Below are 14,561 nucleotides of genomic sequence, written 5' to 3'. Positions count from 1 at the left end.
CCTCTCTTCCGGAAGCTCAGGCTCCCCGGTACAGCTCACGCTTGTCGATGTAGCGCACCACACCGTCGGGAACGAGATACCAGACCGGATCGCCCTGGGCGACCCGCGCGCGGCAGTCCGTGGAGGAGATGGCCAGCGCGGGCACCTCGACCAGGGAGACGCCGCCCTCGGGCAGCCCGTCGTCGGTGAGCACGTGGCCGGGGCGGGTCACTCCGATGAAGTGCGCGAGGGCGAAGAGCTCCTCGGCGTTCCGCCAGGTCAGGATCTGCGCGAGGGCATCGGCGCCGGTGATGAAGAACAGGTCGGCGTCGTCGTTGAGCGCGCTCAGGTCCCGCAGGGTGTCGATCGTGTACGTCGGGCCGCCGCGGTCGATGTCGATGCGGCTCACCGAGAACTGGGGGTTGGACGCCGTCGCGATGACCGTCATGAGGTAGCGGTCCTCGGCGGGGGACACGGCCCGCTGCGACTTCTGCCACGGTTCGCCGGTCGGTACGAACATCACCTCGTCGAGGTGGAACAGCGCGGCCACTTCACTGGCGGCCACCAGGTGTCCGTGGTGGATCGGGTCGAATGTCCCGCCCATCACGCCGAGCCGGCGCTTGACCGGGCCCGTAGGCATTTCCTGCTCTCCCATGAGCGCAGAGCCTACTGGCCCGGTGCCACGTCCACGGAAGGGCTTAGCGGTCGCGGTTCAGGCGCGTGGTCACCCAGAGCATCAGCAGCAGGATGACGAGCGCAGCGCCACCGGTCAGGTACGGGTTCAGGCTGTCGTGGTTGCCGCCGTGCTCGGCGCCCCCCGATGCGAGAACGACCATGTTGTGGGTGGTGGTGGAGAGGCTCATCAGGCAGGTACCTATCGAGTCGGGGAGCTGTGGAGACTTCGCTCACATCGTATGCGGGGCCCCTGGGCACGCTCACGCCGACTCAGGCGTTGGAGAGGATGGACACCGGACAGACAGGCCGATCGAGGGGGAGGCGCTATGACGGACACAGGATTCGAGAAGGCACCGGCACGCGCTCGCAGGAGGTTCCCCGGAATCTCCTCACGGGCGTACGAGCACCCCGCCGACCGTTCCGCGCTGGTGGCGCTGCGGAAGCTGAGCGGGTTCGACACGGTGTTCAAGACGCTCAGCGGGCTGCTTCCGGAGCGCAGTCTGCGGCTGCTGTTCCTGTCGGAGTCGGTGCGGGTGGGCGAGACGCAGTTCGCGCACCTGCACGAGATGCTCCGCGACGCGTGTTACATCCTGGACCTGGAGAAGGTCCCGCAGATGTACGTGCAGCAGGACCCGAAGCCCAATGCCATGTGCATCGGGCTGGACGAGCCGATCATCGTGGTGACGACGGGCCTGGTGGAGCTCCTCGACGAGGAGGAGATGCGGGCGGTCGTGGGCCACGAGGTGGGTCACGCGCTGTCCGGGCACGCGGTGTACCGCACGATCCTGCTGTTCCTGACGGGGCTGGCGCTGAAGGTGGCGTGGATCCCGCTGGGCAACGTGGCGATCATGGCGCTGGTCACCGCGCTGCGCGAGTGGTTCCGCAAGTCGGAGCTGTCCGCGGACCGGGCCGGTCTGCTGGTGGGGCAGGACGTGAACGCCTCGATGCGCGGTCTCATGAAGATCGCGGGCGGCAACCACCTCCACGAGATGAACGTCGACGCGTTCTTGGAGCAGGCGGACGAGTACGAGAAGAGCGGTGACCTGCGCGACTCCGTGCTGAAGATCCTCAACGTGCTGCCGCGGACGCACCCCTTCACGACGGTGCGGGCGGCCGAGCTGAAGAAGTGGTCCCAGAACCGGGACTACCAGCGGATCATGGACGGCCACTACCCGCGGCGGGAGGACGACAAGGACACCTCGGTGTCCGACTCCTTCCGGCAGTCCGCGACGCACTACGCGGACTCGGTGCGCACGAGCAAGGATCCGCTGATGAAGCTGGTCGGCGACATCGCCGGCGGTGCGGGTGACCTGGGCGGCAAGCTCCGCGACAAGTTCACCGGGGCGGGCGCCGGTTCGGGCAGCGGCGGCGCCGAGGGCAAGGGCTCCGGGGGCGCTACGGAACGGGGCTGACGGAGGCCGCCGCGCCCGGCGGGGCGGGCGTGACGGGTGCCGGGGCGGTCGGCGGCGCGGGCGCCGTGGCCGTGGGCGTGCCCGTCGGCGCGAGTACGCCGCACAGCCCGGCCGTGCGGCGGGGCTGACCGCTGGCGTACGGGTCGCTCGCGGGCGGGCCCACCGTGGTGGGCGGTGTCCCGGCCGTCAGGGGGCGGAAGCCCGTCGCGGGGTCGGTGGCGCAGTCCTGCGGGCCGGCCATCACGTAGGCGGAGGTCAGCTCGGTGCGGCGGGCCGTGAGGTCGTCCTTGTCGAAGCGCATGCGCAGCTCGCGCCGGACGGTGAAGAGCGAGGCCCCGTCGGCGGCCGAGGGGTGGGCCACCGGGCGCACGGCGTACACGAAAGTGTGGTCGGTGGTCACTTCCAGTACCTCCGGGGTGACCTCCCTGAAGGCGAGGGTGCCTTTGACCCGGACCCTGGAGTCGGCCACGAGGACCACGGCGGGGTCGAAGCGGACCAGCCAGCCGGTGGCGGCGTGCCGGCCGTCTCCGGAGGGCGCGGCCATGCTCTCGTCGAACTGGGTGAGCTGTCCGGGGTCGAGCAGGACCCGTACGGGCCGTGAGGCGGCCCCGGAGAGCACGTCGGGGTCCAGTGAGGACTGGACGAGGTAGTCCTTGGCGATGGACAGCGCGGCGACGACCTGTCCCTCGGTGAAGTGGTGGGTGCGGCGCAGGGCCGGAAGGGTGATTCCGGCCGCGCCGATCCGGTAGGTGTCCGCCGGGCTCTTCTCGTAGAGGTCGGCCGGTTTCCCGCCGGGCACGGTCTCGCTCGGGGCGAGGGGTACGACGACGGCGGCCAGTGGCTCGGCGGTGCCGCCGGGCGGGGGCACGTACGGGTTGCGCAGGCCCATGTAGACGGCGACCGCGAAGGCGGTGGCGATGAGCAGGACGAGGAGCATGCCCTGGCGGGCCCCGCGGCCGGGGGTGCCCGTGCCGTGGCCGGAGGAGGTGCCGCCGGCCGACCAGAGGGAGCGGCTGCGGACTGCGCGGGCGTGCTCGCCCATGCGTTCCTCGGCGGAGTACTCCTGGAGGCGGGCAGCACGGACGAAGTCCTCGTCGAACACCACGGACCGGTACTCGTCCGGACGCAGCTCGTCGTCACCCTCGCCGATGCCGTCGGGGGTGCCGCCTGGTGGATCTCCTGGAACGGCCATCGCTTCTCCCCGCTGTCCCCGCTTCAGAGAAGCCCCCGGCTCCGGTTCGCGCGAGCGGGGTCGTACCTTCAGGGTTGGCGGCCGACCGGGTACGTAAACGCGCCGACGCCTCCGACTTCCCTGAGCGGAGTACTGGCGGGCGCCGGGGCGGGTTCCGCCTCGCCGGAGGCGCTGCGGTAGACGGCGCTGAAGGCGAGGGCGACCATGCCGAGTCCCATGACGAAGGCGAGCACCCAGGCGACCGGGCGCAGCCAGGGCGAGCGGCCGCGGTAGGGGCGCAGGCTGCCGCCGTAGGCGCCGTACGGGCCCTCGGCGTAGCCGTAGCCGTAGTGGCCGGGCTCCCAGCCGGGGTCGTCGAGCCCGTACCCGTCGGGATGGCCGTAGCCGTAGTCGTCGTCGCCGTTCCAGCCGCCGGCCACGCGGGCGGCCTCGGCGTCGGCGCGGGCCCGGTCGGCGGCCCGCTGGCGCTCGGCGGCGCTCGGTTCATGGATCTCGGCGTTCCGGACGAAGGCCTCGTCGAACACCACGGAGGCGAAGTCCTGATCCGCGCCTCCGCGGTCGTCGTCGGGCTCCCCGTCGTCCGGGAACGGCTTGCCCCCCACGTCGTCCGGCACGGCTACAGCGTAGACCTGGGGGGCCGCTTTGGGCAGGGTGTAAGCCGAGATCCGGCCACCCCGTGTTCGTGGGGCGGTTACCGGATGTGACCGTCGCCGGTGACGATGTACTTGGTGGAGGTCAGCTCGGGAAGGCCCATGGGGCCCCTGGCGTGCAGCTTCTGGGTGGAGATGCCGATCTCGGCGCCGAAGCCGAACTGGCCACCGTCCGTGAAGCGGGTGGAGGCGTTCACGGCGACCGTGGTCGAGTCGACCAGCTGGGTGAAGCGCCGTGCCGCGGCCTGGGAGGTGGTGACGATCGCCTCGGTGTGGCCGGAGGTCCAGCGGCGGATGTGGGCGACGGCGTCGTCGAGGGAGTCCACGACGGCGGCGGCGATGTCGTAGGACAGGTACTCGGCGGCCCAGTCCTCGTCGGTGGCGGGCAGGGCGGTGGCCTTGGTGCCCTCGGCGGCGGCCAGGACCCGCGGGTCGCCGTGGACGGTCACGCCGGCGTCGGCGAGGGCGTCGAGGGCGCGCGGGAGGAAGGCGGCGGCGATGTCGCGGTGCACGAGGAGGGTCTCGGCGGAGTTGCAGACGGAGGGCCGCTGCGCCTTGGAGTTGACGAGGATGTCCACGGCCATGCCGAGGTCCGCCTGGGCGTCGACGTAGACGTGGCAGTTGCCGGTACCGGTCTCGATGACCGGGACGGTGGACTCCTCGACGACGGTCTTGATGAGGGAGGCGCCGCCGCGCGGGATGAGGACGTCGACGAGGCCGCGGGCGCGCATCAGCTCGCGGACGGAGTCGCGGGACTCGCCGGGGACGAGCTGGATCGCGTCGGCGGGCAGGCCTGCGCTCTCGACGGCGTCCCGCAGGATGGCGACGAGGGCGGTGTTGGAGGCGTAGGCGGAGGAGCTGCCGCGCAGGAGGACGGCGTTGCCGGACTTCAGGCAGAGGGCGGCGGCGTCGACGGTGACGTTGGGGCGGGCCTCGTAGATGATGCCGACGACGCCGAGGGGGACGCGGATCTGGCGGAGGTCGATGCCGTTGGGGAGGGTGGAGCCACGGACGACCTCGCCGACGGGGTCGGGGAGGGCGGCGACGTCCCGCACGTCGGAGGCGATGGCCTTGACCCGGTCCGGGGTGAGGGTGAGGCGGTCGATGACCGTCTCGCTCGTGCCGGCCTCGCGCGCCTTGGCCGTGTCCACGGCGTTGGCGGTGACGATCTCGGCCGTACGGGCCTCCAGCGCGTCCGCGATGGCCAGCAGGGCCGTGTCCTTGGCGGACCGCGGGAGGGGGGCGATGGCGGCGGCGGCCGTGCGGGACCGCTGCGCGGTGGCGAGGACGGGCGAGGTGGCGGTGGCGTCGTCGAGCGTGGTCATGCGGCCAGGGTAAGCCCCGGCCCGGCGGGCCCCGAAGGGGTTCCACCCCGCGAGACGGCTGCCGCGGGGTGGGTGTGCGGGGCCGTGCCGCTGGCCAGGGCGTGCCGCTGCGGGTGGCCGTACCCCTGGCCAGGGCCGTGGCGCTGCGGGTGGCCGTACCCGTGGCCGTGGCGCGCTGCTGCGGGGTGCCGTGCCGCCGGCCGCTGCCGTGGCGCTGCGGGTGGCCGTGGCGCTGCGGCCGTGCCGCGCTGGGAGGCGTACCCCTGCGGGTGATTCGTACCGCTGCGCGGGGCTGTGCCGCCGCCCGGAGGCCGTGTGCGTCGTGAGCGGGTGGTCGCCGGTGCCGCTGCGCGGAGCTGCTCCCCGCCCCGCCCTTTCTCCGTTTCCCGGGCTCCGCCCGGACCCCGTGGGCCCGGGGCTTCGCCCCAGACCCTTCCGGGGCTCCGCCCCGGACCCCGCGCCTCAAACGCCGGCGAGGCTGGATTTCCCCTGACCGCGCCGAACGCCCCGGCGGGCTGGACCCACGCCCGCGCCGAGCGCCCCGCGGGCTGGCCCGGCCGGCCGGGTTTCCCCCGCACGGCCCAGCGCCGCGCGGCCTGACCCGGCCTGCCGGGTCCCCTGTCAGCGCCGAACGCCCGGCGGGCTGGGTTTCCCCGCACGGGCCGAGCAGGCGCGCGGGCTGGCCCCGCCGGCTGGCCCGGCCGGCCGGGTTTCCCCCGCACGGGCCCAGCGCCGCGCGGGCTGGCCCGCGGGGGGCTGGGTTTCGCCCACCCGCGCCGGGCGCCCGGGGGGCTGGGGCCCCGCTCGGGATGAGCGCCGCGTGGGGTGACCCCTGCCGGGGGCCGGGCTCGCCTGGAGGTTAGTACGGGTGTACTCCTACCGGGTGGGCCGGGGGTGGGCCGTAGCCCTCTGCCACGCGTTGGTGGTAGGTGGCGCGGTCGATGACCTCCAGGCCGACGATCTCCCACGGCGGCAGCTGCGCGGAGGAGCGGTGTTCGCCCCAGAGCCGCAGGGCGACGGCCGCCGCGTCGTGGAGGTCGCGGGCCTCTTCCCAGTACCGGATCTCCGCGTGGTCGTCGGCGTACCGGCTGGTCAGCAGGAAGGGGTGGTCGTGCGCGAGCTGTTCCAGCCCGCGCCGGACCTCCGAGAGGGGCGCGGGCTTGCCGGAGACGCTCAGGGTGATGTGCCACAGACGGGACTCGTCCCGGTCCCCGCGGCCGTCGTCCCCGTTTCCGTGCCCGGTCCCCTGCCCGTGGCCGTCCCCGGTGCCGACGCTGGTCAGCGCTCGTCTCACCAGCCGCCTCCTGTCTGCGCTACGCGTGTCCGCCCCTCACAGTTGACCAGTCCCCGGCCCCCCGCGCGGCGGTTTTGCCGAACCTCAGCCCTGGAGCAGCACCAGATCGTCACGGTGTACGACCTCCCGCTCGTACGCGGGTCCGAGCTCCCGGGCAAGCTCGCGGGTGGAGCGGCCGAGGAGCTGCGGGAGTTCCTTGGCGTCGAAGTTGACCAGTCCCCTGGCGACGGCGCGGCCGTCGGCGGAGCGCAGTTCCACGGGGTCCCCGGCGACGAACTCGCCCTCGACGGCGGCGATCCCGGCGGGCAGCAGGGAGCTGCCGCGTTCGGTGACGGCGCGGACCGCGCCGTCGTCCAGGACGAGGTGGCCCTGCGGGGTCGAGGCGTGCTGGAGCCACAGGAGCCGGTCGGCGGAGCGGCGGCCGGTGGCGTGGAAGTGCGTGCCGGTCGGGCCGCCGGACAGGGCGTCGGCGGCCTGGCTGGCGGAGGTCAGGACGACGGGGATGCCCGCGGCCGCGGCGATGCGGGCGGCTTCGACCTTGGTGACCATGCCGCCGGTGCCGACCCCGGCCTTCCCGGCGCTGCCGATGGAGACGTGGGCGATGTCCTGCGGTCCGTGGACCTCGTCGATGCGGGTGGTGCCGGGCTGCGAGGGGTCGCCGTCGTAGAGGCCGTCGACGTCGGAGAGGAGCACCAGCAGGTCGGCGCGGACCAGGTGGGCGACGAGGGCGGCCAGCCGGTCGTTGTCACCGAAGCGGATCTCGTCCGTGGCGACGGTGTCGTTCTCGTTGACGACGGGCAGCGCGCCCATGGCCAGCAGCTGGTCCAGGGTCCGGTAGGCGTTGCGGTAGTGCGCGCGGCGGCTGGTGTCGTCGGTGGTGAGCAGGACCTGGCCGACGCGGATGCCGTAGCGGGCGAAGGAGGCGGTGTACCGGGCGACGAGCAGGCCCTGGCCGACGCTGGCGGCGGCCTGCTGCCGGGCGAGGTCCTTGGGGCGGCGGCGCAGTCCGAGGGGTGAGAGTCCGGCGGCGATGGCTCCGGAGGAGACGAGGACGATCTCCTTCTCGCCGCCGCTGCGGGCCTTGGCCAGTACGTCGACCAGTGCGTCCACCCGGTCGGCGTCGAGTCCGCCCGCCGCGGTGGTCAGGGAGGAGGAGCCGACCTTGACCACGATCCTGCGGGCGTCCCGCACGCCCTGCCTTGCCGCTGACACGTCTTTCCCCTTGCCCCTTGCCGACCGGCCGGCCGGAGATCCGGCCGGACCTCCTCAATCTACGGGGTGGCCGGGAGCGCGCGCTCGGCGGTTTCAGACCCTGGACCGCCCGGCGGTTTCAGACCCTGGACGACGACGGCTGCGGTTCGGGCTCCGCCGCCCCGGCGGCCGCGCCGGGGACGAGGATCTTGCGGGACAGCAGGAAGGTGAAGGGGATGGCGACGACGGCGGCGACGAGCGGTGCGATCCGGGTGTCGAGGCCGGCCCAGGTGACCAGGGCGTAGAGGCCGACGGACTGGATCACGTAGTTGGTGACGTTCGTCAGCGGGAAGAGCAGGAACTTCTTCCAGGTGGGCCGGGTGCGGTAGGTGAAGTAGGTGTTCATGAAGAACGACCCGATCATCGACAGCACGAAGGCCAGGGTGTAGGCGGCGAAGTACGGCATCCACGGGTGGAGCAGCAGGTACAGGGCGAAGAAGGTGCCGGTGTTGACGCCGCCCACCAGGGCGAACCGGAATATCTGGCCGAGCTGGTCCTTCTTGGTCATCAGCGGCTGCGCTCCGCGATCACTGCGTCGGACACTCCGGGCACTCCTTCGGCGCCGTGCGCTTCCTTGACGAGGAAGTGGGGGCGGCGCTTGGTCTCGTAGTAGATGCGTCCGATGTACTCGCCGATCAGGCCCAGCATGATCATCTGGACGCCTCCGATTCCGGCGATCATCGCGACAATGGTGACGTAGCCCGGGGAGTCGATGCCGTTGGTGATCGCCATGATGGTGATCCACAGGGCGTACAGGCCGGTCAGGCCGACCAGCGACACGCCGAGCCAGATCCCGATCCGCAGCGGGCGGTTGTTGAAGGAGATCAGCCCGTCCATGCCGTAGTTCAGCAGGGAACCGAACTTCCACTTCGTCTCGCCGGCCTCGCGCTGGGCGTTGCGGTAGTCGAAGTGGACGGTGTCGAAGCCGATCCAGGAGAAGAGGCCCTTGGAGAAGCGGTTGTACTCGGGCAGCGCGAGGAGGGCGTCCACGGCCGGCCGGGACAGCATGCGGAAGTCTCCGACGCCGTCGGCGAGCTCGACGTCGACCCAGCGGTTGACGCCCCGGTAGTAGAGGCGGCTGAGGGCCGAGCGGAGCTTCTTGTCGCCCTCGCGGGTGCGGCGGGCGATGATCTGGTCGTGGCCCTGCCGGTAGTGCTCCAGCATGGTGGCGATCAGCTCCGGCGGGTGCTGGAGGTCCGCGTCCATGATGACGACGGCGTCGCCGGTGGCCTCGCGCAGCCCGGCGAGCATGCCGGCCTCCTTGCCGAAGTTCCGGCTGAAGGAGACGTACCGCGTCCGGTCCGCGTGTTCGGAGGCGATCTTGCGGAGCTTTCCGAGGGTGCCGTCCCGACTGCCGTCGTCGACGTAGCAGACCTCGTACTCGACGGGCAGGGCGTCCAGGACCCGGCGGATCTCCACGTCGAAGCTGTCGATCACCGCTTCTTCGTTGTAGCAAGGGACAACTACCGACAGCTTGGTCATGAGCACTTCCTGCTGGGTCCGAACGGGTGATTGTCGGCGACCGGACCCGCCACTCACCTCTTCCTTAGAAGTATGCACGCCGGTGGCCGGCCTGCCCGAGTCGCGTGCGGCACACGGTAGCTTTGACGGGATAAGCGGAATGGAACGAAGGGATCGAGGTGCACGTGCCTGACGTCTCCGTGGTCGTCATCGTCTACAACGACGCAGAGCGTCTGCCGACAGCCGTCCAGTCGGTTTTGGACCAGACCCTGCGCGGGGTCGAAGTCGTGATCGTGGACGACTGCAGCAAGGACGGGTCGTTCTCGGTCGCCAAGGAGCTCGAAGCGGCGCACCCGGGACGGGTGCGCGCCTTCCAGCTGCCCGAGAACAGCGGCGGCTGCGGCGCGCCCCGCAACCACGGCATCAAGCAGGCCACGGGCACGTACGTCATGTTCCTGGACAGTGACGACGTGCTGGAGCGCAACGCCTGCCGGAACATGCTGGCCGCCGCCGAGCGGACCGGCTCCGACCTGGTGTCGGGCCTGTGCGTGCGCGTGCACCTCGACAACCGGTGGAACAAGACCACCGAGTGGTACCCGTGGATCTACGCGCGGACCCGCACGCTGGAGTCGATCACCGAGTACCCGGACCTGCTGGTCTACGACACCCTCTCCACGAACAAGTGCTACCGGCGCGCGTTCCTGCTGGAGCAGGGCCTGGAGTTCCCGGTCGGCATCCACTACGAGGACCTGCTGTTCTCCGCGCAGGCCTACGTGGCCGCCCGCCGGATCACCCTGATCCCCAACCGCGTCTACTTCTGGAACGTGGTCGAGAAGGCCTCGGCGAAGTCGATCAGCAACCGGCGGCACGAGATCGCGAACTTCGTCCACCGGATGGAGATCCACCGCCGCGTCGACGAGCTGCTGGCCTCCAAGGGCCACACCGCGATCAAGTCCGCGAAGGACGCCAAGTTCCTCAAGCACGACCTGGTGCTGCACCTGCGCGACCTGCCGCTCCTCGGCGACGCCTACCGCCAGCAGTTCGCCCGGCTCGCGAACGGCTACCTCGCGGGCATCGACCCGGCCGCGTACGAGAACGTCACCCACCTCCAGGCCATCTGCGCCTACCTGCTGGGCAAGGAGGACTGGGACAACCTCCTGCCCGCCGCCGACGCCATGACCAACAAGGGCCGGCTGTCCTCCCCGCTCGCGGAGCGCGACGGCCGTGTCTACTGGTGTGCGCGGCACCTCGACGACGCCGAGGGCCGCCGCATACTGGACGTCACCGAGCAGGGCTTCCACACCACCCCGCTCGCCTCGCTGTCCCTCGGCAACCGGCTGTCCTCGTACGAGGACGACGGACGCGGCACGGTCACCCTGTCCGGCTCCGTCGTGAACCCCCTGGGCCGCATCGAGCCCGGTACCGAGCTGAAGGCGACGCTCGAATTCCGGGCCCGCCGCCAGATCGGGGTGCGCTCCTTCAGCTTCCCGGTGGCAACCGTGCGCCACGCCGGTGACACGATCGAGTGGTCCACCACGGCCGACATCGGCAGCACCGTCCGCCCGCTCGGCATCATCGACGCCGTCTGGGACGTCCGCCTGAAGCTGACGGCGGGCGCCGACCGGATGACCACCCGCGTCTCCGTCGGCGGCGTCGACCTGGACTCGGCCGCCCGGCTGCGCGTACGCCCCCGCCTGACCCGGCTGGTCTCCGACCGCTTCGAGCCGGAGATGACCAAGAAGGGCAACCTCTCCTACGTCCTGACCGCCGAGGGTCCCGCCGCCGTCCGCACCCAGACGCTGATCAGCAGCGCCATGCACGGCAAGGCCGCCGGAGTCGTCAAGCGCGGCCTGCGCCGCGCGCTGAAGGCCCGCCGCAACCTCGGCTCGGGCGAGCAGAAGGTGAAGGTCTACCACGAGGTCTTCTCGAAGCTGCCCGTCAAGAAGGGCACGGTCGTCTTCGAGAGCCACATGGGCAAGCAGTACAGCGACAGCCCCCGGGCCATCTACGAGGAGCTGGTCCGCCAGGGCGCGCCCTTCGAGGCGATCTGGTCGTACGCGGGCGGCAAGCCCACCGGCTTCCCCAAGGAGGCCACCCTGGTGCGGCGCTGGAGCTGGCCGTACCTGCGCGCGCTCGCGCAGGCCGAGTACTGGGTCGACAACCAGGGCTTCCCGCTGGCGCTGGCCAAGCGCCCGGGGACCACGTACATCCAGACGTGGCACGGCTCCGCGCTGAAGCGGATGGGCTTCCACGAACCGCGCACCAAGGCGCAGGGCAAGGCCGGACAGGACCGTTTCCAGGCGGCCGTCGACCGCTTCGACCACTTCCTGATCCGCTCCGAGCACGACACCCGCACCCTCGCCAAGGGCTTCCGGCTGCGCGACGAGGTACTGCTGCGCACCGGCTACCCGCGCAACGACGCGCTGGTCGAGGCGCACCGCGCCGAGGCGCAGAGCGGGGAGCGGGTCCGCGGGCCGCTCGCCGCCGAGCTGGGCATCGACCCGGACAAGAAGGTGCTGCTGTACGCGCCGACCTTCCGGGCGAACGCGGACGGCACGGTGGAGAACTTCGAGTTCCCCTTCGACGTGGAGGAGTTCGCCGACCGGCTCGGGGACCGCTTCACGCTGCTGGTGCGCACGCACTACCTCAACAGCGTCTCGCTGCCGCCGTCGGTCGCGGGCCGGGTCGTCGACGTGTCCCGGCACCACGACGTGACGCCGCTGCTGGCCCTCGCCGACGGGCTGATCACCGACTACTCGTCCGTGATGTTCGACTACGCGGTACTGGACCGGCCGATGCTGTTCTTCGCGTACGACTACGACGCGTACCGCACGGACATCCGCGGCACGTACTTCGACCTGAAGGAGAAGGCTCCGGGCCCGGTCGTCGGCACGGCGGACGAGCTGATGCAGGCCGTCGCCGCGTTCGACGAGGCGGACGCCAAGTACGCCGAGGCCCGCCAGCGTTTCCTCACCGAGTTCGGCGAGTACGACCGCGGGGACGCCGCCCGTCGGATCGTCGAGAAGTTCTTCACCAGGAGCGGCAAGTGAGCCAGCAGCCAGGCGCGACCACGGCACCGGGCGGCCGCGACGTCTTCCTCGTCTCCAACAGCGTGGACGAGCTCGGCGGGGTGACCACCTGGTCGCACCAGATGGCCCGGCTGTTCACCGACCGCGGTCACCGGGTCCACATCGTCGGCATCGCCCCCGTCGCCGACGAGATCCGGCAGAAGCTGCCCGCCGGCCTCCCGTACGCGACGACGACGCTCTACGACACCCACCCGCCGAAGGCGCGCCGCCTACAGGGCCTCAAGGGCCGGCTCAACGCCCCCGAGCGCCGCCGCCAGGCGGCCCGGCGGGCGGGGATGCGGGAGAAGGCGGAGACGCTGAGCGGGCTCTTCCGCGCGGCCCGGCCCGGCGCCGTGGTCATCGTCACGCAGGTCTGGGCGATGGAGTGGGTGGCCCTCGCCGACACCAAGGGGCTCTCGGTGATCGGCATGAGCCACGAGTCCTTCGAGGCCAGCCAGAAGTCGACCCGGGGAGAGCGGGTCCGCCGCAACTACGCGGAGGTCGACCGGCTGCTGGTGCTGACGCCGGAGGACGCCGACCTGTGGATCCGGGCCGGCATGGAGAACGTCGACAGCATGCCGAACCCGCTGCCGTTCATGCCCGGCTCCCCCGCCCCGCGCACCGCGAAGGTCGTCGCGAGCGTCGGCCGCCTCGCCTTCGAGAAGGGCATGGACCTGCTGCTCGACGCGTGGGCGGACGCCGCCCCGCACCACCCCGACTGGACCCTGCGGATCTACGGGGCCGGTGTCGAGGAGGACGCCCTGCGGGCGCACTGCTCCTCGCTCGGGCTCGACGACTCCGTGGAGTGGATGGGCAGCACCGACGACGTGCTGGGCGCACTGCGGGACGCCTCGGTCTTCGCCCAGGCCTCGCGCGCCGAGGGCTTCCCGATCACCCTGCTGGAGGCGATGGCGGCGGGCCTGCCGGTCGCCGCGTTCGACTGCGCGCCGGGCGTGCGGGAGATCGTGGACCACGGCGAGGACGGCCTGCTGGCCCGCCTCGGCAACACGATGGAACTCGCCCAGCACCTGGACGCGCTGATGTCGGACGCCGCGCTGCGCGACCGGCTCGGCGACGCCGGTTTCCGCAACGTGCGCCGCTACTCCAGCGGTGAGATCGCCGACCGGTGGGAAGCCCTGTTCGCGTTCCTGGAGCGCTGAGCCTCCGGGCCCCTACGAAGCCGCCCGCCCCGGACGCGTTCCGGGGCGGGCGGCTTCGTGTGCGGCGGACGGTCAGACCGTGCGGACGTCCTTGTGCGGGTCCCGGTGGGCGCCCGCCCTGTTCGCCTCCCAGCCCGCCCAGGCCGAGGTGATCATCTCGCGGACGTCGTGCCGTGCCTTCCAGCCCAGCTCGGCGGCGATCAGGTCGGCCGAGGCCACGACCTTCGCCGGGTCGCCGGGCCGGCGCGGGGTCACGACCGGCGCGTAGGTGTGCCCGGTGCCCTCGTTGAGCAGCTCCACCATCTCCTTGACGGAGACGCCCTCGCCCCGGCCGATGTTGACGGTGAGGTCCTTGTACTCCCCCGCCGCGCCCCATTCGGCGAGCCGGCGCGCGGCCACCACGTGGGCCTCCGCGAGGTCCTCGACGTGGATGTAGTCGCGGATGCAGGTGCCGTCCGGCGTCGGGTAGTCGTCGCCGAAGATCCGCGCACCCTCACCGGCGTCGTAGCGCTCGAAGACCATCGGGACCAGGTTGAAGACCCCGGTGTCCGCGAGCTCGGGGGCGGCCGCCCCCGCCACGTTGAAGTAGCGCAGACAGGCGGTGGAGATGCCGTGGGCCTTGCCGGCGGCGCGGACCAGCCACTCGCCGGCCAGCTTGGTCTCGCCGTACGGGCTCAGCGGGCGGCAGGGGGTCTCCTCGGTGACCGAGTCCACGTCGGGCATCCCGTACACGGAGGCGGAGGAGGAGAAGAGGAAGTTGCGGATGCCGGCCTCGGCCACGGCTTCGAGCAGCACCGTCAGGCCCTGCACGTTCTCGCGGTAGTAGTACAGCGGCTTCTCCACGGACTCGCCGACCTGCTTCTTGCCCGCCAGGTGCACGACGCCCGTGATGTGGTGGCGGCGCAGCGTGTCGTCGAGCACCAGCCGGTCCAGGACCGAGCCGACGACCAGGCCGACGCCCTCCGGGACGCGGTCCTCGTTGCCCGTGGAGAGGTCGTCGAGAACCACGACCTCTTCCCCGGCCCGCAGCATCGCGCGAACGACGTGCGCGCCGATGTATCCGGCGCCACCGGTGATCAGAAATGTCATGCGTA

13 protein-coding genes are annotated in these 14,561 nt (G+C 71.7%); 3 read left to right on the top strand and 10 right to left on the bottom strand.

Annotated features, from left to right (window positions below):
- Positions 1-16 precede the first annotated feature (16 nt).
- Both nadD and AC07B0_RS31340 read right to left on the bottom strand, forming a co-directional pair.
- On the bottom strand, positions 17-634 hold the full coding sequence (gene nadD / locus AC07B0_RS31345; protein WP_356873997.1) for a nicotinate-nucleotide adenylyltransferase: 618 nt from the start codon (positions 632-634) through the stop codon (positions 17-19).
- A gap of 43 nt (positions 635-677) precedes the next feature.
- Complete coding sequence (locus AC07B0_RS31340) at positions 678-842, bottom strand: hypothetical protein (RefSeq protein ID WP_356873995.1); 165 nt, start codon at positions 840-842, stop codon at positions 678-680.
- A 138-nt stretch (positions 843-980) separates the two neighbouring features.
- Between AC07B0_RS31340 and AC07B0_RS31335 the strand changes: the two genes are divergently transcribed.
- Positions 981-2,066 carry a M48 family metallopeptidase gene (locus AC07B0_RS31335; RefSeq protein ID WP_478899440.1) on the top strand — a complete coding sequence of 362 codons (1,086 nt, stop codon included), beginning with the start codon at positions 981-983 and terminating at the stop codon, positions 2,064-2,066.
- Here AC07B0_RS31335 and AC07B0_RS31330 read toward each other — a convergent pair.
- The 7 genes from AC07B0_RS31330 to AC07B0_RS31300 form a co-directional block, all read right to left on the bottom strand.
- The gene (locus AC07B0_RS31330; protein ID WP_469380775.1) at positions 2,050-3,258 is read right to left on the bottom strand and encodes an SCO2583 family membrane protein; all 1,209 of its coding nucleotides are present in this window, start codon (positions 3,256-3,258) and stop codon (positions 2,050-2,052) included. The genes AC07B0_RS31335 and AC07B0_RS31330 overlap by 17 nt on opposite strands.
- A 68-nt stretch (positions 3,259-3,326) precedes the next feature.
- Positions 3,327-3,872: an SCO2584 family spore wall biosynthesis protein gene (locus AC07B0_RS31325; RefSeq protein WP_356873989.1), complete on the bottom strand. Its 546-nt coding sequence runs from the start codon at positions 3,870-3,872 to the stop codon at positions 3,327-3,329.
- A 77-nt stretch (positions 3,873-3,949) separates the two neighbouring features.
- Complete coding sequence (locus AC07B0_RS31320; protein ID WP_356873987.1) at positions 3,950-5,233, bottom strand: glutamate-5-semialdehyde dehydrogenase; 1,284 nt, start codon at positions 5,231-5,233, stop codon at positions 3,950-3,952.
- A gap of 859 nt (positions 5,234-6,092) precedes the next feature.
- Positions 6,093-6,527 (bottom strand): hypothetical protein, encoded by a 435-nt coding sequence (locus AC07B0_RS31315; RefSeq protein WP_356873985.1) that lies wholly within the window; start codon positions 6,525-6,527, stop codon positions 6,093-6,095.
- Positions 6,528-6,611: 84 nt separating this feature from the next.
- Positions 6,612-7,739 carry a glutamate 5-kinase gene (gene proB, locus AC07B0_RS31310; RefSeq protein ID WP_356873983.1) on the bottom strand — a complete coding sequence of 376 codons (1,128 nt, stop codon included), beginning with the start codon at positions 7,737-7,739 and terminating at the stop codon, positions 6,612-6,614.
- Positions 7,740-7,857: 118 nt separating this feature from the next.
- Positions 7,858-8,286, bottom strand: a complete 429-nt coding sequence (locus tag AC07B0_RS31305; protein ID WP_356873981.1) for a GtrA family protein — start codon at positions 8,284-8,286, stop codon at positions 7,858-7,860.
- Positions 8,286-9,260: a glycosyltransferase family 2 protein gene (locus AC07B0_RS31300; protein WP_356873979.1), complete on the bottom strand. Its 975-nt coding sequence runs from the start codon at positions 9,258-9,260 to the stop codon at positions 8,286-8,288. The genes AC07B0_RS31305 and AC07B0_RS31300 overlap by 1 nt, the downstream gene beginning before the upstream one ends.
- Positions 9,261-9,418: 158 nt before the next feature.
- Between AC07B0_RS31300 and AC07B0_RS31295 the strand changes: the two genes are divergently transcribed.
- Entirely contained in the window at positions 9,419-12,289 is a 2,871-nt protein-coding gene (locus AC07B0_RS31295; protein ID WP_469380767.1) for a bifunctional glycosyltransferase/CDP-glycerol:glycerophosphate glycerophosphotransferase, read from the top strand.
- A complete protein-coding gene (locus AC07B0_RS31290) occupies positions 12,286-13,467 on the top strand; it encodes a glycosyltransferase (RefSeq protein ID WP_478899438.1) in 1,182 nt (393 codons plus the stop codon). Before AC07B0_RS31295 ends, AC07B0_RS31290 begins: the two co-directional genes overlap by 4 nt.
- A 72-nt stretch (positions 13,468-13,539) precedes the next feature.
- On the opposite strand, the gene galE is transcribed toward AC07B0_RS31290, so the two are convergent.
- On the bottom strand, positions 13,540-14,556 hold the full coding sequence (galE, locus tag AC07B0_RS31285) for a UDP-glucose 4-epimerase GalE (RefSeq protein WP_478899437.1): 1,017 nt from the start codon (positions 14,554-14,556) through the stop codon (positions 13,540-13,542).
- Positions 14,557-14,561: the final 5 nt, after the last annotated feature.

The sequence above is a fragment of the Streptomyces sp. NPDC044704 genome, assembly GCF_056433525.1.
This window is presented reverse-complemented; position numbering and strand designations above follow the sequence as displayed.

Bases quoted from the DNA above. Each gene is read 5' to 3' on its own strand.
- AC07B0_RS31340 (WP_356873995.1), bottom strand. From the start codon at position 842: ATGAGCCTCTCCACCACCACCCACAACATGGTCGTTCTCGCATCGGGG.
- AC07B0_RS31300 (WP_356873979.1), bottom strand. From the start codon at position 9,260: ATGACCAAGCTGTCGGTAGTTGTCCCTTGCTACAACGAAGAAGCGGTG.
- AC07B0_RS31320 (WP_356873987.1), bottom strand. From the start codon at position 5,233: ATGACCACGCTCGACGACGCCACCGCCACCTCGCCCGTCCTCGCCACC.
- AC07B0_RS31330 (WP_469380775.1), bottom strand. From the start codon at position 3,258: ATGGCCGTTCCAGGAGATCCACCAGGCGGCACCCCCGACGGCATCGGC.
- AC07B0_RS31305 (WP_356873981.1), bottom strand. From the start codon at position 8,286: ATGACCAAGAAGGACCAGCTCGGCCAGATATTCCGGTTCGCCCTGGTG.
- AC07B0_RS31335 (WP_478899440.1), top strand. From the start codon at position 981: ATGACGGACACAGGATTCGAGAAGGCACCGGCACGCGCTCGCAGGAGG.
- nadD (WP_356873997.1), bottom strand. From the start codon at position 634: ATGGGAGAGCAGGAAATGCCTACGGGCCCGGTCAAGCGCCGGCTCGGC.
- galE (WP_478899437.1), bottom strand. From the start codon at position 14,556: ATGACATTTCTGATCACCGGTGGCGCCGGATACATCGGCGCGCACGTC.